The sequence below is a fragment of the Streptococcus sanguinis genome, from assembly GCF_013343115.1.
GTDB lineage: Bacteria > Bacillota > Bacilli > Lactobacillales > Streptococcaceae > Streptococcus > Streptococcus sanguinis_H.
In genome coordinates, this window is record NZ_CP054570.1 from 1982501 (window position 1) to 2001543 (window position 19043).

Consider the following 19043-nt stretch of genomic DNA (forward strand, 5'->3'; position numbering starts at 1 on the left):
TCACTTCTATGCGTTCCAGCGCTCCTCACGGTACACCTTCTCCACACATAGAACGCTCTCCTACCATACCTATAAAAGGTATCCACAGCTTCGGTAAATTGTTTTAGCCCCGGTACATTTTCGGCGCAGGGTCACTCGACTAGTGAGCTATTACGCACTCTTTGAATGAATAGCTGCTTCTAAGCTAACATCCTAGTTGTCTGTGCAACCCCACATCCTTTTCCACTTAACAATTATTTTGGGACCTTAGCTGGTGGTCTGGGCTGTTTCCCTTTCGACTACGGATCTTAGCACTCGCAGTCTGACTGCCGACCATAATTCATTGGCATTCGGAGTTTATCTGAGATTGGTAATCCGGGATGGACCCCTCACCCAAACAGTGCTCTACCTCCAAGAATCTTCATGTCGACGCTAGCCCTAAAGCTATTTCGGAGAGAACCAGCTATCTCCAAGTTCGTTTGGAATTTCTCCGCTACCCACAAGTCATCCAAGCACTTTTCAACGTGCCCTGGTTCGGTCCTCCAGTGCGTTTTACCGCACCTTCAACCTGCTCATGGGTAGGTCACATGGTTTCGGGTCTACATCATGATACTAAAGCGCCCTATTCAGACTCGGTTTCCCTACGGCTCCGTCTCTTCAACTTAACCTCGCATCATAACGTAACTCGCCGGTTCATTCTACAAAAGGCACGCTCTCACCCATGAACGGGCTCGAACTTGTTGTAGGCACACGGTTTCAGGTTCTATTTCACTCCCCTCCCGGGGTGCTTTTCACCTTTCCCTCACGGTACTGGTTCACTATCGGTCACTAGGGAGTATTTAGGGTTGGGAGATGGTCCTCCCAGATTCCGACGGGATTTCACGTGTCCCGCCGTACTCAGGATACTGCTAGGTACAGAATCTATTTAAAATACGAGGCTCTTACTCTCTTTGGCTGACTTTCCCAAGTCATTCTTCTATAAATTCTGAGTCCACAGCGCAGTCCTACAACCCCGAAGAGTAAACTCTTCGGTTTGCCCTTCTGCCTCTTCGCTCGCCGCTACTAAGGCAATCGCTTTTGCTTTCTCTTCCTGCAGCTACTTAGATGTTTCAGTTCACTGCGTCTTCCTCCTCATTCCCTTAACAGAAATGGGTAACAGGCATCAACCTGTTGGGTTCCCCCATTCGGACATCTCCGGATCGAAGCTTACTTACAGCTCCCCGAGGCATTTCGTCGTTTGTCACGTCCTTCATCGGCTCCTAGTGCCAAGGCATCCACCGTGCGCCCTTACTAACTTAACCTTATTTTGACCTTTCAGTCTTAAACTCATTAATATTCACAGCGTTTTCGGTTTATTTTCTTGTTACTATTTGATATCGGTATTCAATTTTCAATGGACAAGTTCTTTATCTAGTCAAACTAGATAATGGAGCCTAGCGGGATCGAACCGCTGACCTCCTGCGTGCAAAGCAGGCGCTCTCCCAGCTGAGCTAAGGCCCCACATAGCCCTCTCAAAACTAAACAAGACGCAAGTGCATTCCGTGTGTCCTTACGGACTCCTTAGAAAGGAGGTGATCCAGCCGCACCTTCCGATACGGCTACCTTGTTACGACTTCACCCCAATCATCTATCCCACCTTAGGCGGCTGGCTCCTTACGGTTACCTCACCGACTTCGGGTGTTACAAACTCTCGTGGTGTGACGGGCGGTGTGTACAAGGCCCGGGAACGTATTCACCGCGGCGTGCTGATCCGCGATTACTAGCGATTCCGACTTCATGTAGGCGAGTTGCAGCCTACAATCCGAACTGAGACTGGCTTTCAGAGATTAGCTTGCCGTCACCGGCTTGCGACTCGTTGTACCAGCCATTGTAGCACGTGTGTAGCCCAGGTCATAAGGGGCATGATGATTTGACGTCATCCCCACCTTCCTCCGGTTTATTACCGGCAGTCTCGCTAGAGTGCCCAACTGAATGATGGCAACTAACAATAGGGGTTGCGCTCGTTGCGGGACTTAACCCAACATCTCACGACACGAGCTGACGACAACCATGCACCACCTGTCACCTCTGTCCCGAAGGAAAACTCTATCTCTAGAGCGGTCAGAGGGATGTCAAGACCTGGTAAGGTTCTTCGCGTTGCTTCGAATTAAACCACATGCTCCACCGCTTGTGCGGGCCCCCGTCAATTCCTTTGAGTTTCAACCTTGCGGTCGTACTCCCCAGGCGGAGTGCTTAATGCGTTAGCTGCGGCACTAAGCCCCGGAAAGGGCCTAACACCTAGCACTCATCGTTTACGGCGTGGACTACCAGGGTATCTAATCCTGTTTGCTCCCCACGCTTTCGAGCCTCAGCGTCAGTTACAGACCAGAGAGCCGCTTTCGCCACCGGTGTTCCTCCATATATCTACGCATTTCACCGCTACACATGGAATTCCACTCTCCCCTTCTGCACTCAAGTTAAACAGTTTCCAAAGCATACTATGGTTAAGCCACAGCCTTTAACTTCAGACTTATCTAACCGCCTGCGCTCGCTTTACGCCCAATAAATCCGGACAACGCTCGGGACCTACGTATTACCGCGGCTGCTGGCACGTAGTTAGCCGTCCCTTTCTGGTAAGATACCGTCACAGTGTGAACTTTCCACTCTCACACCCGTTCTTCTCTTACAACAGAGCTTTACGATCCGAAAACCTTCTTCACTCACGCGGCGTTGCTCGGTCAGGGTTCCCCCCATTGCCGAAGATTCCCTACTGCTGCCTCCCGTAGGAGTCTGGGCCGTGTCTCAGTCCCAGTGTGGCCGATCACCCTCTCAGGTCGGCTATGTATCGTCGCCTTGGTGAGCCGTTACCTCACCAACTAGCTAATACAACGCAGGTCCATCTGGTAGTGATGCAATTGCATCTTTCAATTAATTATCATGCGATAAGCAATTTCATGCGGTATTAGCTATCGTTTCCAATAGTTATCCCCCGCTACCAGGCAGGTTACCTACGCGTTACTCACCCGTTCGCAACTCATCCAAGAAGAGCAAGCTCCTCTCTTCAGCGTTCTACTTGCATGTATTAGGCACGCCGCCAGCGTTCGTCCTGAGCCAGGATCAAACTCTCATTAAAAAGTTTGAGTTCGCACTCATTACTGTCCACTGACAGATTTATTTTCGTTTTTTGACAGGTTACATATCTCTATGTCACCCTGCACTTGGTTCGTCTTGTTCAGTTTTCAAAGGGCTTTGTCTTTCGCGACAACTATATTAGTATATCACCTATACCCACCAACTGTCAATACCTTTTTTGAAAAAAATTAAAAGTTTTCTAGAATTTTTTATTCATCAGAGGCTAGCCTCTATTAAAGAGTGGGAAGATAAGCTTCCTCACCTAGTTGACGAGCTAATAAACCAGCTCTCGCCAGCTGAAGCAAAGTCTTTGTGAATTCATAAATATGATCTGTTTCACTTGCGGTTAACTCTTTTTTAGAAAACTTTCTTCTTAAAGCTTTGTAATCCCGACTTTCCTCCTGAAAGAAGGGAGCGTTTTGTAAATAGGCTTTTACACTTTCCAAATTTTCTAAAATACCAAGATGAAAAGCAGCAGAAGAAAAGGTTCTATCAAAAGGCTGAGTACAGACACTCCGAAACTCTACTGTCCCCCGTGTCGTCAAATCTTGATACTGGTAACTTCTGTGATTCTTGAAGTCTGCTTCCCTTGGAGTCAAGTTTACTTTTTCACCTGAAAGGCTATAAGCTTCAATAGTTTTCTGGCTCAAGTATTCATTAGCAGCTATCGGATAGAAATAGTAGGATTTACCTTCACGTTCGGCAGTAAAAAGTGCTGATCTATTGAGATATGCAAAAAAATCATCTTCAGTTTGAAAATCTTTCGAATTCACACCCGCATTTTCCTGTAAAATGCCATGCATCGATTGCTCCCAGAAAATATCCCGAGCTATTTTTGTATCCCAAGAAGAATCCGAAAACTCTGAATTAGCAAAGAGGTATGCCTTAGCAGCTTCAATTTGATTGAAGACATTGATAACAGTTAAATAATTTTCTCTTGAGACATCCAGCTGAACTTGACTCCCACAAATAAAAGCACCATATTCTGGATAATTGTGCAGACCATCCATGTTCTTTCCCATAGCTAAATACTGCATCAACATTTCATATCTTGGATACTTAACTGGACTATTATCATTTTCTGCCCAGAAAGGATGAATTCCTTTACCTTGAATTTCATGGTTTTCTTTGCGTAGAATTGCCTGAATAATGCTCAGATAGTTCTTAAAACGCTCTTCAACTTCTTGAATTCTGCTAGCCTTGGCAAAAGCAAATTCCAAAGTATTGTAAGAGACCTCAAAAAGAATTCTGTCTTCATTTTTAGTAGATTTCAGTTGAATGGGATTCCCGTCTCTGTCAAATCGTTCTGCCTCAAAATCATACTCTTCCAACAGATGTTTTAAGAGATTTTTTGCAACATTTGTATCAGTCGCTCCGCCCTGGCTATTGACAATAGGAAATTCTAACTCAATGCCAATGTATACCGTTGGATTTTCTTTGATATTCTTTAAATAGCGTTCTTTTAAAATTTGGATTGAATCCATCATTTCCATTTCCTATAAATTTTTGATAGTGTTAAAGTATTATAACAAAATTTCAGGTATTTTCCTAGCCTCATGCAAAAACGCCTGCTTACGAAATTGTTTTTGCCTTAAAAGCAATTTCGTAAACAAGCGTCTACCTATTATCAACTATATGATGAGTGTTCCCGCTAGGAAAGAATCCTAGCGGTAGACCAGAGCTAGACTAAGAATAGAGATTCTATTCCATCATCATAACACTCAACAAAGATTGATGATCTTAAACTAATTCGATGATTGCCATTGGCGCAGCATCTCCACGGCGCGGTTCAGTTTTCAGGATACGAGTATATCCACCGTTGCGCTCTGCATAGCGTGGTGCAATCTCAGAGAACAATTTTTGAAGAGCAGTAGTTGTAGTATACTTTTCTGTTGCTTCATCATAGTTTTCTGATGCGATTTCATTACGTACAAAAGCTGCAGCTTGACGGCGAGCGTGCAAGTCTCCACGTTTGCCCAATGTAATCATTTTTTCTACTGTTTTACGGATTTCTTTAGCACGAGCTTCAGTTGTCACGATTGATTCGTTGATCAGCAAATCAGTAGTCAAATCGCGAAGCATCGCTTTACGTTGCGAGCTAGTGCGTCCTAGTTTACGGTAAGCCATGTATTCCTCCTTTATTTATCGTTTTTTAACCCCAGACCGAGATCAGCAAGTTTAACTTTTACTTCTTCCAGACTCTTGCGTCCCAAGTTACGAACTTTCATCATTTCAGGCTCAGATTTTTCTGTCAAATCAAATACAGTATTGATACCTGCACGTTTCAAACAGTTGTATGAGCGAACTGACAAATCTAATTCTTCGATGGTCCGTTCCAAAATGCGGTCATCAGAAGTCTTTTCTGCTTCCTTCATAACGTCTGCAGCGATAGCTACTTCTGTCAGATTAGTGAAGAGATTCAAATGTTCCGTAAGGATGCGGGCTGAAAGTCCCAAAGCATCTTCTGGAATAATTGTTCCATTCGTTAAAATTTCAAGGGTTAGTTTGTCAAAACCATCGTTGCTACCAACACGAGCTGGCTCAACCTGGTAATTAACTTTTGTCACTGGCGTATAGATAGAATCCACCGCAAGTGTTCCCACTGGTGCATCATCTTTCTTATTTTCATCTGCAGGCACATAACCACGACCGCTGTTGACAGTCATCGTTGCCTTAAAGCTTGCGCCTTCTCCGATTGTAAAGAGATAATGATCAGGGTTTATAATTTCAATATCACTGTCTGTCAAAATGTCTCCGGCAGTTACTTCTGCTGGGCCTTCAACATCCAGTTCAATAATCTTTTCGTCTTGGACGTAAGATTTTACAGCAATCCCTTTGACGTTCAGAATAATTTGCATCACGTCTTCGCGGACACCGGAAATTGTATCAAACTCGTGCAAAACACCTTCAATATTAATTGAAGTAACAGCAGCTCCTGGAAGTGAAGCCAAAAGCACACGGCGAAGAGAATTTCCCAGTGTTGTACCATAGCCACGCTCAAGCGGCTCTACTACAAACTTGCCATAATCTTTATTTTCATCAATTTTTGTTATATTTGGTTTTTCAAACTCAATCATTTGCTATACTCCCTCTTAAACGAAAAGCAGTGTAACGGTTGGTGATTATACACGGCGACGTTTTGGAGGACGAGCACCATTGTGTGGTACAGGAGTCACATCACGAATAGCTGTTACTTCAAGACCAGCGGCAGCAAGAGCACGAATAGCAGACTCACGACCAGAACCTGGACCTTTTACAGTAACTTCAACTGATTTCAGACCGTGTTCCTGTGCAGATTTAGCAGCTGCTTCAGATGCCATTTGGGCAGCAAATGGTGTAGATTTACGAGAACCTTTAAATCCAAGAGCTCCAGCAGATGACCAAGCAATCGCGTTACCATGCACATCAGTAATCATAACAATAGTGTTATTAAATGTAGCGTGAATATGAGCAATACCGGATTCGATATTTTTCTTCACACGACGTTTACGTGTTGGTTTAGCCAAGACTTTTTACCTCCTTATATTATTTTTTCTTACCTGCAATCGCAACAGCTTTACCTTTACGAGTGCGGGCGTTATTTTTAGTGTTTTGTCCACGGACAGGAAGTCCACGACGGTGACGGATTCCACGGTATGAACCGATTTCCATCAAACGTTTGATGTTCAAGTTTACTTCACGACGAAGGTCACCTTCAACTTTAATCGCATCTACTTCACGACGGATAGCGTCTTCTTGTTCGATTGTAAGATCTTTTACACGAATATCTTCTGAAACTCCAGCAGCTGCCAAGATTTTCTTAGAAGTTGGAAGTCCGATACCGTACACATAAGTCAGTGAAACGACTACACGTTTGTCATTTGGAATGTCAACTCCAGCAATACGAGCCATTTTTTCTCCTTTCTATCTTATCCTTGACGTTGTTTGTGTTTTGGATTTGCTGGGCAAATTACCATAACACGACCATTACGACGAATAACTTTGCAGTATTCGCAAATTGGTTTGACCGATGGTCTTACTTTCATTTTTTCCCTCCAAGTTTTTCGATTATTTAAAGCGGTATGTGATCCGTCCACGTGTCAAATCATAAGGACTCATTTCTACAGTCACACGGTCTCCCGCTAAAATACGAATATAGTTTTTACGAATTTTACCAGAAACTGTTGCTAAAATCTGATGTCCATTTTCAAGTTCAACCGTAAACATTGCATTAGGCATTGTATCAACTACCTTGCCTTCAACCTCAATCACATCGTCTTTTGCCACGCAAAAGTACCTCCATAAATTTCGATTTGATCCCTCTGAGCACAGAGGTAACAATTATAAGTCAGACTAATTCATTGTATCACTACTTGTCAAATATTGCAAGCAGGAAAAACGCTTTTATTTCAAATTTGTCAAGACTTTTTCGATAGCTGAGAAGACATCATTAATATCTTGATTTCCTTGAATATCATGGACCAGACCTTTGCTGCGATAGTGATCAATAATCGGCTGACCCTGAGCGATATTGACATCCAAACGACGTTTAACTGTCTCAGGCTTGTCATCTTCACGCTGGTAATAATCCTCTTCCTTGTAGTCTGCTGGCGGATTGAAGACCTTGTGGAAGGTTTCACCTGTTTCACGATGGATAATCCGACCGCTCAAACGCTCCAGTAAGCTGTTAGGATCCACTTCGATATTGATAACTCCGTCCAAAGCCAAATCAAGCTCTGCTAGTGTTTGATCCAAGGCATTTGCTTGCTCAATCGTGCGCGGATAGCCATCCAAGAGGAAGCCTGTTTGCTTAATATCATCCTGGCTCAAGCGCTCTTTGACAATGCCGTTTGTCACTTGGTCTGGAACCAACTCGCCCTTGTCAATATATGACTTGGCTAAAACGCCCATCTCTGTTTGGTTAGCAATCGCTGCACGGAACATATCTCCAGTCGAAATATGCGCAACATTGAAATGCTCAACGATTTTAGCAGCTTGAGTTCCTTTACCAGCACCTGGTAAGCCCATAATCAAAAGATTCATGATTGGTCTCCTTTTTTGTTTTTAAAGCAATCTATTAAACCGATTAATAAACTCGTTTAAAAACAAAATAGAAGGGGGTGAGTCTACTCTGTCCCCTTTTATTTTGTTTATTTTCGGTTCAAGAAAGGTTATCTGAACGGGCTTCTCATTAGAAAAGCTATTCAAAAAGTCCCTTACTCTGAAGTATCCATAAAGCCGACATACTTTCTCTTCAGCAGGTAGCCTTCTAGCTGTTTCATTCCCTCAATACCGGTTGAGATGATGATCAAGAGACTGGTTCCTCCAAGAGCAACGGCATCTGTCAATCCAAATACATCTTTAGCCAAAATAGGCAGGATAGAAATGAAACCTAGGAAGAGAGATCCCACTGTTGCCAAACGACGAAGCAGCTTAGACATATAGTCTTCTGTTCCTTTACCTGGACGAACACCTGGAATGTAGGCTCCGCTCTTTTGCAGATTTTCTGCTGTCTTCTCTGGATTAATCTGTACAAAAGTATAGAAGAATGTAAAGAGGACAATCAGGAAGGCGTACATGAACATGCCACTAATGGTCGTTGTTGCCAAAAGTGACTGAGCTGTCTTAACCCAATCTGCGTCATAGCCCAAGGCACTGACAACTTGGAAAATCGCTGCCGGTGCAGCTGTAATCGAGCTGGCAAAGATTACTGGAATAACCCCAGCCGGATTGACTTTCAGTGGCAGATAGGAGCTAGAAGGTGCACCCTTAGCTACTTTCGTATACTGAATTGGAATTTTATATTCAGCCTGCTGTACAAAGGTTGTAAAGTAAATGATAAGCAGGACTGCCACAATCAGAATCCCTACAAAAATGAAAGATGAAGTCAAGCGTTCACTAGGAATATTTACAAAGTAATCTTCATAGATACCTTTAATCATATCAGGGATAGCTGAAACGATACCAGCAAAGATGATCATGGAAACGCCATTTCCGTAACCCTTGTCTGTAATCTGCTCACCCAGCCAAGTTACAATCATTGAACCAGTTGCTAGAAGAACGCAAATCAAAGCGTAGGTCTGCACATTAGGATTGGCAACCAGATTAGCTCTTGAGAGAGTATCAAAACCAGCGGTAATCCCAATTGCCTGCACAAAGGCCAAAACTAGGGCGATATAACGGGTCGCTTGATTCAGCTTCCTCCGTCCCACTTCCCCTTGCTTGCCCCACTCTACAAACTTCGGAAGCAAGTCCATTTGCAGCAGCTGAACAACGATCGAAGCTGTGATGTAAGGACTGACTCCAAGTGCAAAGACAGAGAAGTTGCGCATGGCGTTACCAGAGACCAGGCTTAGCATATTCAGGAATGGCAAATCATTCAAATTGCTTAAGGCTTTGGCATTAATCCCCGGAACCGTTATGGTTGTACCGATACGGAAAACTAAGATAATAAAAATCGTGAACAGAATCTTAGATCGTACCTGTTTGATTTTAAATGCGTCTTTTAATAGTTTGAAAAACATAGGTCACCTCGCTTAGATGACTTCCACTGAACCACCTTTAGCAGTGATAGCTTCTTCAGCTGATTTAGAGAATTTAGCTGCCTTAACAGTCAATTTCTTTGTCAATTCTCCGTTACCAAGAATCTTGATACCTGATTTTTCAGCTTTTACAATACCTGCTTCGATGAGAACAACTGGTGTTACTTCAGCGCCATCTTCAAAGGCGTTCAGTTGGTCAAGGTTAACAATCGCATATTCTTTGCGGTTGATGTTCAAGAAACCACGTTTTGGAAGACGACGGAACAATGGAGTTTGTCCACCTTCAAAACCAAGGCGAACGCCGCCACCGCTACGAGCTTTTTGACCTTTTTGACCACGGCCAGATGTTTTACCGTTACCAGATGATGTACCACGACCAACACGGTTGCGGACTTTACGAGAACCTGCAGCAGGTTGTAATTCATGAAGTTTCATTATATTATTTCTCCTCTTTTGTAAAATGCTAGCGCTCATATAGGAGAAAAGGTGTCTCCTATATAAACTCGCCTATACATATATTTAGTTTTAGGGGCTGAGAAAATCCCATCCCCTAACGTATTTTAATTTAAAGTTGTTAAATCAGCAAAGCTTATTTAACTTCTTCAACAGTTACCAAGTGTGATACTGCAGTAATCATACCGCGTACTGCTGGATTATCTTCTTTGATAACTGAGCTGTTCAATTTGCCAAGTCCAAGTGCTACAACAGTTTTACGTTGTGACGGGATGCGTCCGATTGGAGACTTAGTCAAAGTAATTTTAATTTGAGCCATGTTATCCCCTTTCTTATGCCAAGTCAGAAACTGAAATACCACGAAGGGCAGCAACTTCTTCAGCGCGTTTTAATTGTTTCAAACCTTCAACAGTTGCGCGAACGATGTTGATTGGAGTGTTAGAGCCAAGAGATTTAGATGTAACATCTGCTACACCTGCCAACTCGATGACTGCACGAACCGCACCACCAGCAGCAACTCCAGAACCCTCAACAGCTGGCTTAAGCAATACTTTAGCTCCGCCAAATTCTGAAAGAACTTCGTGAGGAATTGTTGTGCCAACCATTGGTACTTCAATCAAATTCTTCTTCGCATCTTCAACTGCTTTGCGGATTGCTTCTGGTACTTCTTGAGCTTTACCAGTACCGAAGCCAACACGACCATTGCGATCACCAACAACTACAAGAGCTGCAAAGCGAAGACGACGTCCACCTTTAACAACTTTTGTAACACGGTTGATGGCAACTAAACGTTCTTCAAGTTCAACTGCGTTGTCTTTAAATGCCATTTTCTAGTGTCCTCCTCTTAGAATTTCAATCCGTTTTCACGAGCTGCATCAGCCAAAGCTTTTACACGTCCGTGATAGAGATATCCACCGCGGTCGAAGACGACTTCAGAAATACCTTTAGCAACTGCACGTTCAGCAACGAGCTTACCAACAACAACGGCTTGTTCTGTTTTAGTTCCTTTTGAAACTTCTTTGTCAAGAGTTGAAGCGCTTGCGAGCGTTACACCCGCTACGTCATCAATCACTTGAGCGTAGATGCCTGTATTAGAACGGAATACGTTCAAACGTGGGCGATCAGCAGTTCCAGAGAGTTTTCCGCGAACGCGACGGTGGCGTTTTTGGCGGATTTTATTTTTATCTGGTTTCGTAATCACAATTTTCACCTCTTAATTTTAATCTTGTGCTTATGCACAACCTTGGGAAACAGCTTGTTTGGCTGAAAAAATCAGCCAGACAAGATTATTTACCAGTTTTACCTTCTTTGCGGCGAACGAATTCACCAACGTAGCGGATACCTTTACCTTTGTATGGCTCTGGAGCACGCAGACTACGTACGTAAGCTGCAGTTTGTCCGACTACTTCTTTTGAAATTCCGCTGACAACGATAGTTGTTGGGTTTGGAAGTTCAAAAGTGATGCCTTCTGGTGCTTCTACTTCGTCTGGATGAGATTTACCAACTGAAAGTACAAGCTTTTTGCCTTGAAGTTGTGCACGGTAACCAACCCCGCGCATTTCAAGTTCTTTCTTGAATCCTTCTGATACACCAACAACCATGTTGTTCAAAAGGGCACGAGTTGTTCCGTGGATTGTTTTCATTTCTTTTGAATCGTTTGGACGGTGAAGAGTTACTTCAGTTCCTTCCACACGGATTTCAATATCTTTTGAGAACTCACGAGTCAGTTCTCCTTTAGGTCCTTTTACAGTTACAACGTTGTCTTTGTTGCTGATCTCAACACCAGCAGGCAACACGATAACTTTATTACCAATACGTGACATGTATATATTCTCCTGTTAGATTGTCAGGCCGCAAGCGACCAGTTTTCACGGGGCCTTAAATCGATTTCTCGATTTAAAGGAACATTTAGTTTTCAATTTCAAAGTGAATCTAGGCATCGTCTCGCAGGCATAACTTTGGGTTAGGCAAGAGAAGATAACGAAGAGTCACAAGGAAATTGGGAACTAAATATTACCAAACGTAAGCGATAACTTCTCCACCAACATTCTTTTGGCGTGCTTCTTTATCAGTCAGCAAACCTTCAGATGTTGAAAGGATAGCAATTCCAAGTCCATTCAGAACTTTTGGAAGATCTTCGCGTTTCTTGTAAACACGCAGACCTGGTTTTGAAATACGTTTCAAACCAGTGATAACTTTTTCACCATTTTGTCCGTATTTAAGGAATACACGGATGATGCCTTGTTTGTCATCTTCGATGATTTCAACGTTTTTTACAAAACCTTCACGCTTCAGGATTTCAGCAATCCCTTTTTTGATGTTTGATGCAGGCACTTCAAGCACTTCGTGGTTTGCTTGGTTAGCATTACGGATACGTGTCAGGAAGTCTGCAATTGGGTCAGTCATAACCATTTTATATTTCTCCTCTTACTAGTAGTTTGCAAGCTGCACTTGCTAGTTAATGATTGAGCTGGGCTCAGATTGTATTGACACATTCGAATAAGATAACTCTTATTTGAACACGAGCTACAACCTGGGCAAAAAAGATAAATTTGTTTTGGAGCATCGCTCCTTCACCAAATTTCCTATTTTTGCTGTGGTTGTTACGCTCTTTGTATCATGATATTACCAAGATGCTTTGGTAACGCCTGGGATTTGTCCTTTGTATGCTAATTCACGGAAGCAAACACGGCAAAGTTTAAACTTGCGGTAAACGGAATGTGGACGGCCACATTTTTCACAACGAGTATAAGCTTGCGTAGAGAACTTAGCTGGGCGTTTGTTCTTAGCAATCATTGATTTTTTAGCCATTTGTTTTACCTCCTATATTATTTTGCAAAAGGCATTCCAAGGCCTGTAAGCAATTCGCGTGACTCTTCGTCAGTGTTAGCAGTTGTTACGATAACGATGTCAAGACCGCGAGTCTTATCAACGTCATCAAAGTTGATTTCTGGGAAGATCAATTGTTCTTTCACACCAAGTGTGTAGTTTCCGCGTCCATCAAAAGATTTTGTTGGAACACCGTGGAAGTCACGAACACGTGGAAGAGAAACTGAAACCAATTTATCCAAGAATTCATACATACGTTCGCCACGAAGGGTTACTTTAGCACCGATCGCTACACCTTCACGAAGACGGAAGCCGGCGATTGATTTTTTAGCTTTAGTGATAAGTGGTTTTTGACCTGAGATAAGAGCCAATTCTTCAGCAGCTTTTTCAAGGTTTTTAGCGTTTGATACAGCGTCACCGACACCCATGTTCAAAACGATTTTATCCACTTTTGGCACAGCCATAACAGATGAGTAGTTGAACTTTTCAGTCAAAGCTGGAACTACTTCTTTAAGATATTTTTCTTTTAAACGATTTGCCATTATACTTCTCCTTTCCTTCGTGATTAGTCAAGCACTTCGCCTGATTTTTTATTGTAACGAACTTTTTTGCCGTCTACAAACTTGTAGCCAACACGTCCTGCAACACCATTTTTGTCAAGAACTTGAACGTTTGACACATGGATTGGTGCTTCTTTTTCCACGATAGCACCTTGAGGGTTTTCGTTATTTGGCTTTTGGTGTTTCTTAACGATGTTTACACCTTCAACAACAACTTTGTTTACTTTTGGAAGAGCTGTAACAACAAGTGCTTCAACACCCTTGTCTTTACCAGCAATTACGCGAACTTTGTCGCCTTTTTTTACAAACATTTATTTCTCCTCTTAATTCTTACGCCCATAGGGGCACCCTGACTTTTGCCAGGGGACTGTGTTTGTTAATTTTGATTAAAGTACTTCTGGAGCCAATGATACGATCTTCATGAAGCCGCCGTCACGCAATTCACGAGCAACTGGGCCGAAGATACGAGTTCCGCGAGGAGTTTTGTCTTCACGGATGATGACTGCAGCGTTTTCGTCAAATTTGATGTATGAACCATCTTTACGACGAGCACCTGATTTAGTACGAACGATAACAGCTTTTACAACGTCACCTTTCTTAACCGCACCACCAGGAGTAGCTTGTTTTACAGACGCAACGATTACATCACCGATGTTAGCGAACTTACGTCCTGAGCCACCAAGAACTTTGATTGTCAAGATTTCGCGAGCGCCGCTGTTGTCGGCAACTTTCAAACGAGTTTCTGTTTGAATCATTTAAGTTTTCTCCTTTCTGGTTTGATTAGATGATAACCGCTTCTTCAACGACTTCTACAAGACGGAAGCGTTTTGTAGCTGAAAGCGGACGAGTTTCCATGATACGAACGATATCGCCTTCTTTGGCAACATTGTTTTCGTCATGTGCTTTGTACTTCTTAGAGTAGTTAATACGTTTACCATAGACTGGGTGGTTACGTTTAGTTTCAACTACAACTGTGATTGTTTTGTCCATTTTGTCAGAAACAACGCGTCCGACAAGAACTTTACGATTATTGCGTTCCATTGAAATTCTCCTTCCCTAGTCTATTATTTAACTTCTGATTGAACAGTTTTGATACGAGCGATTTGTTTTTTCACTTCTTTCAGGCGAGCTGTCTGCTCCAATTGGCCAGCAGCTGCTTGGAAACGAAGATCAAACAATTCTTTCTTCAATTCATTTTCACGCTTCGCGAGTTCTTCTTGAGAAAGACCACGAAGTTCTTTAACAAATTCTTTTACTTCATTAAGTTTCATGCCTTCTCCTTATTCTGCTTCACGTTTTACGAATTTACATTTAACTGGAAGTTTGTGGCTTGCAAGGCGAAGCGCTTCGCGAGCGATTTCTTCTGAAACGCCAGCAACTTCAAACATTACTTTGCCACGCTTAACCGGTGCAACCCAACCTTCTGGAGCACCTTTACCAGATCCCATCCGTACACCGATAGCTTTTGCAGTGTATGATTTGTGTGGGAAGATTTTAATCCAAACTTTACCACCACGCTTCATGTAACGAGTCATAGCGATACGGGCAGCTTCGATTTGGCGGTTAGTGATCCAGTGGCTAGTAGTTGCTTGAAGACCGTATTCTCCAAATGCTACTTCTTTTCCGCCTTTAGCTTCACCGCGCATTTTTCCACGGAATTCGCGACGGTGTTTAACACGTTTAGGTACTAACATTGGTTATTTACCTCCTTTAGTGTTTTTACGAGCTGGAAGGACTTCTCCACGGTAGATCCAGACTTTAACACCCAGTTTACCGTAAGTAGTATCAGCTTCTTCCCAAGCGTAATCGATATCCGCACGAAGAGTGTGAAGCGGAACAGTTCCCTCAGAGTAACCTTCGCTGCGGGCAATATCTGCACCGTTCAAACGACCTGATACTTGAGTTTTGATTCCTTTAGCTCCTGCACGCATTGTACGTTGGATAGCTTGTTTTTGAGCACGACGGAAAGCAACACGCTGCTCAAGCTGGCGAGCAATTCCTTCACCAACCAGATGCGCATCCAAGTCAGGACGCTTGATTTCGATGATGTTGATGTGGACTTGTTTTCCAGTCAATTTGTTGAGTTTTGCACGGAGTGCATCAACGTTTGCTCCACCTTTACCGATAACCATGCCTGGCTTAGCAGTGTGAAGAGAAACGTTTACTTTGTTTACTGCGCGTTCAATTTCAATAGTTGAAATCGCTGCGTCAGCCAATTCTTTTTGAACGAATTTACGGATTGCAAGATCTTCATGAAGGTAATCCGCGTATTCTTTTTCAGCATACCATTTGGCATCCCAATCACGGATGATGCCGACACGCATACCAATTGGATGTACTTTTTGACCCACGATGTTACCTCCTTATTTTTCTGCAACAACCACAGTAATGTGGCTTGTGCGTTTGTTGATTGGTGAAGCTGAACCTTTAGCGCGCGGACGGAAACGTTTCATAGTTGGTCCTTCGTTTGCGAAAGCTTCAGATACTACCAAGTTTGCTTTTTCCAAACCAAAGTTGTTTTCAGCATTAGCGATTGCAGAGTTCAAAACTTTTTCGATAATGCCAGCAGCTTTGTTTGGAGTGAATTTCAAGATTGCGATTGCGTCAGCGACGTTTTTACCACGAATATTGTCAAGAACCAGACGAGATTTACGAGGTGAAACACGCACTGTACGAGCCATTGCTTTAGCTGAAGTAATTTCTGCCATTTATGTTCTCCTTATTTTCTACGTGTTTTCTTGTCGTCTGCAGCGTGACCCTTGTAAGTACGAGTTGGCGCAAATTCACCAAGCTTGTGACCTACCATGTCTTCCTGGATGTAAACAGGCACGTGTTTACGTCCGTCATAAACTGCGATTGTGTAACCAATGAAACTTGGGAAGATCGTTGAACGACGTGACCAAGTTTTGATGACTTTTTTCTTTTCGTCGTTAGCTTGAGCTTCAACTTTCTTCATCAGATGCTCATCGACGAAAGGTCCTTTTTTAAGACTGCGTCCCATTTTATATTTTCTCCTTTAAATAAGTACCACAGCGGCCTGCGCTGACTAAGCAGCGCTACCGAGCTGGCGGATAGATTGTTTTAAATTATTTCTCGTTGCGACGACGAACGATAAGTTTGTCAGATTTCGCTTTTTTGTTACGAGTTTTAAGTCCAAGAGCAGGTTTGCCCCATGGAGTAGATGGCGCTTTACGACCAACTGGTGCTTTACCTTCACCACCACCGTGTGGGTGATCGTTAGGGTTCATTACAGAACCGCGAACTGTTGGGCGGATACCTTTCCAACGGCTACGTCCTGCTTTACCAAGATTTACAAGTCCATGTTGTTCGTTTCCGACAACACCAACTGTAGCGCGGCAAGTACCAAGAATCATACGAACTTCGCCTGATTGAAGACGAACAAGAGTGTACTTACCTTCTTGACCCAATACTTGAGCAGAAGCTCCAGCAGCACGAACCAATTCTCCACCACGGCCTGGTTTCAACTCAATGTTGTGAACCAAAGTACCAACTGGGATGTTAGCAAGCGGAAGAGCGTTTCCGACTTTGATATCTGCTTCAGGACCTGAAACGATACGTTGACCAACTTCAAGACCTTTAGGAGCGATGATATAAGCCTTCACACCGTCAGTGTAGTGAACCAAAGCGATGTTTGCTGAACGATTTGGATCATACTCGATTGTTTTTACAACTGCTTCAACAGCGTCTTTGTTACGCTTGAAGTCAATCAAACGGTAGTGACGTTTGTGGCCGCCACCTTGGTGACGAACAGTGATGCGACCGTTGTTATTACGACCAGCCTTGCTCTTCAAAGAAACAAGCAAAGATTTTTCTGGAGTGCTGGTAGTGATCTCAGCGAAATCCAAAGAAGTCATATTACGGCGACCGTTTGTTGTTGGTTTATAAACACGAATTCCCACGATATTTCCTCCTTAGATTATTCTTCTTCTGCACCGAACAACTCGATTGCTTTAGAATCAGCTGTCAGTGTTACGATAGCTTTTTTAGTTTTGTTTGTAAAACCAGTGTAGCGTCCAACGCGTTTTGCTTTTGGTTTTACATTGATAGTGTTAACGTTAGCAACCTTAACTCCCTCAAAAGCAGCTTCAACAGCTTGCTTGATTAAGAGCTTGTGAGCGCGAGTGTCCACTTCAAATACGTATTTGCCTGCTTCGTACTGAGCCATTGAACCTTCAGTGATAACAGGTTTTTTGATTACGTCGTACAAATTCATTATGCAAGAACCTCCTCAATTTTAGAGATAGCTGCCTGAGTAACCAGAAGTTTATCGCTGTTTACGATGTCCAGAACGCTTGCAGTTGTTGCAGTTGCAACTTTCACGTTTGGAAGGTTGCGAGCTGAAAGTGCAGCGAATTCATTTCCTTCTTCAAGGATAACAAGAACTTTAGTATCGATGCTCAGTGCAGCAAGCACTTTTGCAAACTCAGCAGTTTTTGGAGCTGTAAATGAAAGGCTGTCTACAGCTACGAATTTGTTTTCAGCAACTTTTTCAGAGTAAACTGATTTCAATGCCAATCTACGAACTTTACGTGGAAGTTTGTAAGCATATGAACGAGGAGTTGGACCGAATACGATACCACCACCACGCCATTGTGGAGAGCGGATAGAACCTTGACGAGCACGTCCAGTTCCTTTTTGACGCCATGGTTTGCGTCCGCCGCCTGATACTGCAGAACGGTTTTTAACAGCGTGAGTTCCTTGACGAAGGCTAGCGCGTTGGCTGATGATAACATCAAAGACAACTGATTCATTTGGCTCAATACCAAAGACCGCATCGTTCAGAACTACTTCACCAGCTTCTTTACCAGTTTGGTCAAATAATTTTACGTTTGCCATTGTGACTGATTTCCCCTTTCTTTATTATTTACCAGCTTTAACTGCTGACTTGATAGTGATAAGAGATTTCTTAGCACCTGGTACGTTACCTTTAATCAGGATAACGTTCTTCTCTGGAACAACCTGTACGATTTCAAGGTTTTGAATCGTTACACGGTTACCGCCCATACGTCCAGCCAAGCGTTTGTTTTTGAACACGCGGTTTGGCGCAACTGGTCCCATTGAACCAGGACGACGGTGGTAACGTGAACCGTGAGCCATTGGACCACGAGATTGGCCGTGGCGTTTGATAACACCTTGGAAACCTTTACCTTTTGAAGTTCCTGTTACATCAACAACATCACCAGCTTCGAATGTATCGACAGTGATTTCTGCTCCTACTTCCAAGCCTTCAATGTTTTTGAATTCACGAATGAAGCGCTTAGGAGCTGTGTTAGCTTTCGCTACATGGCCTTTGGCAGGTTTGTTGCTCAATACGTCACGAAGGTCATCAAAACCAACTTGAACTGCGTTGTAACCATCTGTTTCAACTGTTTTAACTTGAAGAACAACGTTTGGAGCTGCTTCAACAACAGTTACAGGGATTAATTCGCCAGCTTCAGTGAAGATTTGAGTCATTCCCACTTTTTTCCCTAAGATTCCTTTTGTCATGAGAAAATGTTTCCTTTTCTATAATTTTTTTCAAAAAGTTTTTAACGAGCGTTTTTCATGCTCTGGTTTAGATCAAACTTTA

The 19043-nt window shown here is 43.1% G+C and carries 29 protein-coding genes, 1 tRNA gene and 2 rRNA genes (1 of these 32 cut by a window edge); all 32 read right to left on the bottom strand.

Features of this window, described 5'->3' with window-relative positions; all coding sequences use genetic code 11:
- Nucleotides 1-1280 (bottom strand): 23S ribosomal RNA (locus FOC72_RS09510) (it extends 1620 nt beyond the left edge of the window).
- A 126-nt stretch (nucleotides 1281-1406) separates the two neighbouring features.
- Nucleotides 1407-1479 (bottom strand) — tRNA-Ala (locus FOC72_RS09515).
- Between the two features lie 64 nt (nucleotides 1480-1543).
- Nucleotides 1544-3091 (bottom strand): 16S ribosomal RNA (locus FOC72_RS09520).
- The 16S and 23S rRNA genes sit together here with 1 tRNA gene alongside, the layout of an rRNA operon.
- 232 nt (nucleotides 3092-3323) lie before the next feature.
- Nucleotides 3324-4583: a glutamate-cysteine ligase family protein gene (locus tag FOC72_RS09525; protein ID WP_002894522.1), complete on the bottom strand. Its 1260-nt coding sequence runs from the start codon at nucleotides 4581-4583 to the stop codon at nucleotides 3324-3326.
- A gap of 247 nt (nucleotides 4584-4830) precedes the next feature.
- Nucleotides 4831-5217, bottom strand: coding sequence for a 50S ribosomal protein L17 (gene rplQ / locus FOC72_RS09530; RefSeq protein ID WP_002894521.1), 387 nt, complete (start codon nucleotides 5215-5217; stop codon nucleotides 4831-4833).
- Between the two features lie 11 nt (nucleotides 5218-5228).
- The gene (locus tag FOC72_RS09535; RefSeq protein WP_002894519.1) at nucleotides 5229-6167 is read right to left on the bottom strand and encodes a DNA-directed RNA polymerase subunit alpha; all 939 of its coding nucleotides are present in this window, start codon (nucleotides 6165-6167) and stop codon (nucleotides 5229-5231) included.
- Between the two features lie 45 nt (nucleotides 6168-6212).
- On the bottom strand, nucleotides 6213-6596 hold the full coding sequence (gene rpsK / locus FOC72_RS09540; protein WP_001118385.1) for a 30S ribosomal protein S11: 384 nt from the start codon (nucleotides 6594-6596) through the stop codon (nucleotides 6213-6215).
- 19 nt (nucleotides 6597-6615) lie between these two features.
- On the bottom strand, nucleotides 6616-6981 hold the full coding sequence (gene rpsM / locus FOC72_RS09545; protein ID WP_002894516.1) for a 30S ribosomal protein S13: 366 nt from the start codon (nucleotides 6979-6981) through the stop codon (nucleotides 6616-6618).
- 17 nt (nucleotides 6982-6998) lie between these two features.
- A complete protein-coding gene (gene rpmJ / locus FOC72_RS09550; protein ID WP_001808836.1) occupies nucleotides 6999-7115 on the bottom strand; it encodes a 50S ribosomal protein L36 in 117 nt (38 codons plus the stop codon).
- Nucleotides 7116-7137: 22 nt separating this feature from the next.
- Nucleotides 7138-7356: a translation initiation factor IF-1 gene (gene infA / locus FOC72_RS09555; protein ID WP_001029883.1), complete on the bottom strand. Its 219-nt coding sequence runs from the start codon at nucleotides 7354-7356 to the stop codon at nucleotides 7138-7140.
- Between the two features lie 117 nt (nucleotides 7357-7473).
- The gene (locus tag FOC72_RS09560) at nucleotides 7474-8112 is read right to left on the bottom strand and encodes an adenylate kinase (RefSeq protein ID WP_002894515.1); all 639 of its coding nucleotides are present in this window, start codon (nucleotides 8110-8112) and stop codon (nucleotides 7474-7476) included.
- A gap of 173 nt (nucleotides 8113-8285) precedes the next feature.
- Nucleotides 8286-9593 (bottom strand): preprotein translocase subunit SecY, encoded by a 1308-nt coding sequence (gene secY / locus FOC72_RS09565; protein ID WP_002894513.1) that lies wholly within the window; start codon nucleotides 9591-9593, stop codon nucleotides 8286-8288.
- 12 nt (nucleotides 9594-9605) lie between these two features.
- Entirely contained in the window at nucleotides 9606-10046 is a 441-nt protein-coding gene (gene rplO, locus FOC72_RS09570) for a 50S ribosomal protein L15 (protein WP_002901833.1), read from the bottom strand.
- 154 nt (nucleotides 10047-10200) lie between these two features.
- A complete protein-coding gene (gene rpmD / locus FOC72_RS09575) occupies nucleotides 10201-10383 on the bottom strand; it encodes a 50S ribosomal protein L30 (RefSeq protein ID WP_002894509.1) in 183 nt (60 codons plus the stop codon).
- A 13-nt stretch (nucleotides 10384-10396) separates the two neighbouring features.
- A complete protein-coding gene (gene rpsE, locus FOC72_RS09580) occupies nucleotides 10397-10891 on the bottom strand; it encodes a 30S ribosomal protein S5 (RefSeq protein ID WP_002894506.1) in 495 nt (164 codons plus the stop codon).
- A gap of 17 nt (nucleotides 10892-10908) precedes the next feature.
- Nucleotides 10909-11265 (bottom strand): 50S ribosomal protein L18, encoded by a 357-nt coding sequence (gene rplR, locus FOC72_RS09585; protein WP_009659213.1) that lies wholly within the window; start codon nucleotides 11263-11265, stop codon nucleotides 10909-10911.
- A gap of 85 nt (nucleotides 11266-11350) precedes the next feature.
- The gene (gene rplF, locus FOC72_RS09590) at nucleotides 11351-11887 is read right to left on the bottom strand and encodes a 50S ribosomal protein L6 (protein ID WP_002894503.1); all 537 of its coding nucleotides are present in this window, start codon (nucleotides 11885-11887) and stop codon (nucleotides 11351-11353) included.
- Between the two features lie 190 nt (nucleotides 11888-12077).
- Complete coding sequence (rpsH, locus tag FOC72_RS09595; protein WP_002894501.1) at nucleotides 12078-12476, bottom strand: 30S ribosomal protein S8; 399 nt, start codon at nucleotides 12474-12476, stop codon at nucleotides 12078-12080.
- A gap of 213 nt (nucleotides 12477-12689) precedes the next feature.
- Nucleotides 12690-12875 (bottom strand): type Z 30S ribosomal protein S14, encoded by a 186-nt coding sequence (locus FOC72_RS09600; RefSeq protein ID WP_001085697.1) that lies wholly within the window; start codon nucleotides 12873-12875, stop codon nucleotides 12690-12692.
- A gap of 17 nt (nucleotides 12876-12892) precedes the next feature.
- The gene (gene rplE / locus FOC72_RS09605; protein WP_002894499.1) at nucleotides 12893-13435 is read right to left on the bottom strand and encodes a 50S ribosomal protein L5; all 543 of its coding nucleotides are present in this window, start codon (nucleotides 13433-13435) and stop codon (nucleotides 12893-12895) included.
- 23 nt (nucleotides 13436-13458) lie between these two features.
- Nucleotides 13459-13764, bottom strand: a complete 306-nt coding sequence (gene rplX / locus FOC72_RS09610) for a 50S ribosomal protein L24 (protein ID WP_002894497.1) — start codon at nucleotides 13762-13764, stop codon at nucleotides 13459-13461.
- A 75-nt stretch (nucleotides 13765-13839) separates the two neighbouring features.
- Nucleotides 13840-14208, bottom strand: a complete 369-nt coding sequence (gene rplN, locus FOC72_RS09615; RefSeq protein WP_002894494.1) for a 50S ribosomal protein L14 — start codon at nucleotides 14206-14208, stop codon at nucleotides 13840-13842.
- A 25-nt stretch (nucleotides 14209-14233) separates the two neighbouring features.
- Nucleotides 14234-14494: a 30S ribosomal protein S17 gene (gene rpsQ, locus FOC72_RS09620; RefSeq protein ID WP_000440801.1), complete on the bottom strand. Its 261-nt coding sequence runs from the start codon at nucleotides 14492-14494 to the stop codon at nucleotides 14234-14236.
- 23 nt (nucleotides 14495-14517) lie between these two features.
- Entirely contained in the window at nucleotides 14518-14724 is a 207-nt protein-coding gene (gene rpmC, locus FOC72_RS09625; protein ID WP_002894488.1) for a 50S ribosomal protein L29, read from the bottom strand.
- Nucleotides 14725-14733: 9 nt separating this feature from the next.
- Nucleotides 14734-15147, bottom strand: a complete 414-nt coding sequence (gene rplP / locus FOC72_RS09630; protein WP_000960948.1) for a 50S ribosomal protein L16 — start codon at nucleotides 15145-15147, stop codon at nucleotides 14734-14736.
- Nucleotides 15148-15150: 3 nt separating this feature from the next.
- Nucleotides 15151-15804, bottom strand: a complete 654-nt coding sequence (gene rpsC / locus FOC72_RS09635; RefSeq protein ID WP_002894486.1) for a 30S ribosomal protein S3 — start codon at nucleotides 15802-15804, stop codon at nucleotides 15151-15153.
- Between the two features lie 12 nt (nucleotides 15805-15816).
- Nucleotides 15817-16161 (bottom strand): 50S ribosomal protein L22, encoded by a 345-nt coding sequence (rplV, locus tag FOC72_RS09640; protein ID WP_002894484.1) that lies wholly within the window; start codon nucleotides 16159-16161, stop codon nucleotides 15817-15819.
- 11 nt (nucleotides 16162-16172) lie between these two features.
- Nucleotides 16173-16454: a 30S ribosomal protein S19 gene (gene rpsS / locus FOC72_RS09645; RefSeq protein ID WP_000533766.1), complete on the bottom strand. Its 282-nt coding sequence runs from the start codon at nucleotides 16452-16454 to the stop codon at nucleotides 16173-16175.
- An 85-nt stretch (nucleotides 16455-16539) separates the two neighbouring features.
- Entirely contained in the window at nucleotides 16540-17373 is an 834-nt protein-coding gene (rplB, locus tag FOC72_RS09650) for a 50S ribosomal protein L2 (RefSeq protein ID WP_002894482.1), read from the bottom strand.
- Nucleotides 17374-17390: 17 nt separating this feature from the next.
- Nucleotides 17391-17687 (bottom strand): 50S ribosomal protein L23, encoded by a 297-nt coding sequence (locus tag FOC72_RS09655; RefSeq protein WP_002894481.1) that lies wholly within the window; start codon nucleotides 17685-17687, stop codon nucleotides 17391-17393.
- Complete coding sequence (rplD, locus tag FOC72_RS09660) at nucleotides 17687-18310, bottom strand: 50S ribosomal protein L4 (RefSeq protein WP_002894480.1); 624 nt, start codon at nucleotides 18308-18310, stop codon at nucleotides 17687-17689. Before rplD ends, FOC72_RS09655 begins: the two co-directional genes overlap by 1 nt.
- Before the next feature lie 24 nt (nucleotides 18311-18334).
- The gene (rplC, locus tag FOC72_RS09665) at nucleotides 18335-18961 is read right to left on the bottom strand and encodes a 50S ribosomal protein L3 (RefSeq protein WP_002894479.1); all 627 of its coding nucleotides are present in this window, start codon (nucleotides 18959-18961) and stop codon (nucleotides 18335-18337) included.
- Nucleotides 18962-19043: the final 82 nt, after the last annotated feature.

Coding starts and splice junctions, on each gene's coding strand:
- FOC72_RS09525 (WP_002894522.1), bottom strand. CDS start 4,583: ATGGAAATGATGGATTCAATCCAAATTTTAAAAGAACGCTATTTAAAG.
- rplP (WP_000960948.1), bottom strand. CDS start 15,147: ATGTTAGTACCTAAACGTGTTAAACACCGTCGCGAATTCCGTGGAAAA.
- rplQ (WP_002894521.1), bottom strand. CDS start 5,217: ATGGCTTACCGTAAACTAGGACGCACTAGCTCGCAACGTAAAGCGATG.
- rpsS (WP_000533766.1), bottom strand. CDS start 16,454: ATGGGACGCAGTCTTAAAAAAGGACCTTTCGTCGATGAGCATCTGATG.
- FOC72_RS09560 (WP_002894515.1), bottom strand. CDS start 8,112: ATGAATCTTTTGATTATGGGCTTACCAGGTGCTGGTAAAGGAACTCAA.
- rpmD (WP_002894509.1), bottom strand. CDS start 10,383: ATGGCTCAAATTAAAATTACTTTGACTAAGTCTCCAATCGGACGCATC.
- rpmJ (WP_001808836.1), bottom strand. CDS start 7,115: ATGAAAGTAAGACCATCGGTCAAACCAATTTGCGAATACTGCAAAGTT.
- rplE (WP_002894499.1), bottom strand. CDS start 13,435: ATGGCAAATCGTTTAAAAGAAAAATATCTTAAAGAAGTAGTTCCAGCT.
- secY (WP_002894513.1), bottom strand. CDS start 9,593: ATGTTTTTCAAACTATTAAAAGACGCATTTAAAATCAAACAGGTACGA.
- FOC72_RS09535 (WP_002894519.1), bottom strand. CDS start 6,167: ATGATTGAGTTTGAAAAACCAAATATAACAAAAATTGATGAAAATAAA.
- FOC72_RS09600 (WP_001085697.1), bottom strand. CDS start 12,875: ATGGCTAAAAAATCAATGATTGCTAAGAACAAACGCCCAGCTAAGTTC.
- rpsH (WP_002894501.1), bottom strand. CDS start 12,476: ATGGTTATGACTGACCCAATTGCAGACTTCCTGACACGTATCCGTAAT.
- rpsQ (WP_000440801.1), bottom strand. CDS start 14,494: ATGGAACGCAATAATCGTAAAGTTCTTGTCGGACGCGTTGTTTCTGAC.
- rpsM (WP_002894516.1), bottom strand. CDS start 6,981: ATGGCTCGTATTGCTGGAGTTGACATTCCAAATGACAAACGTGTAGTC.
- rplD (WP_002894480.1), bottom strand. CDS start 18,310: ATGGCAAACGTAAAATTATTTGACCAAACTGGTAAAGAAGCTGGTGAA.
- rplV (WP_002894484.1), bottom strand. CDS start 16,161: ATGGCAGAAATTACTTCAGCTAAAGCAATGGCTCGTACAGTGCGTGTT.
- rplN (WP_002894494.1), bottom strand. CDS start 14,208: ATGATTCAAACAGAAACTCGTTTGAAAGTTGCCGACAACAGCGGCGCT.
- rpmC (WP_002894488.1), bottom strand. CDS start 14,724: ATGAAACTTAATGAAGTAAAAGAATTTGTTAAAGAACTTCGTGGTCTT.
- rplO (WP_002901833.1), bottom strand. CDS start 10,046: ATGAAACTTCATGAATTACAACCTGCTGCAGGTTCTCGTAAAGTCCGC.
- FOC72_RS09655 (WP_002894481.1), bottom strand. CDS start 17,687: ATGAATTTGTACGACGTAATCAAAAAACCTGTTATCACTGAAGGTTCA.
- rplF (WP_002894503.1), bottom strand. CDS start 11,887: ATGTCACGTATTGGTAATAAAGTTATCGTGTTGCCTGCTGGTGTTGAG.
- rplC (WP_002894479.1), bottom strand. CDS start 18,961: ATGACAAAAGGAATCTTAGGGAAAAAAGTGGGAATGACTCAAATCTTC.
- rplX (WP_002894497.1), bottom strand. CDS start 13,764: ATGTTTGTAAAAAAAGGCGACAAAGTTCGCGTAATTGCTGGTAAAGAC.
- rpsE (WP_002894506.1), bottom strand. CDS start 10,891: ATGGCATTTAAAGACAACGCAGTTGAACTTGAAGAACGTTTAGTTGCC.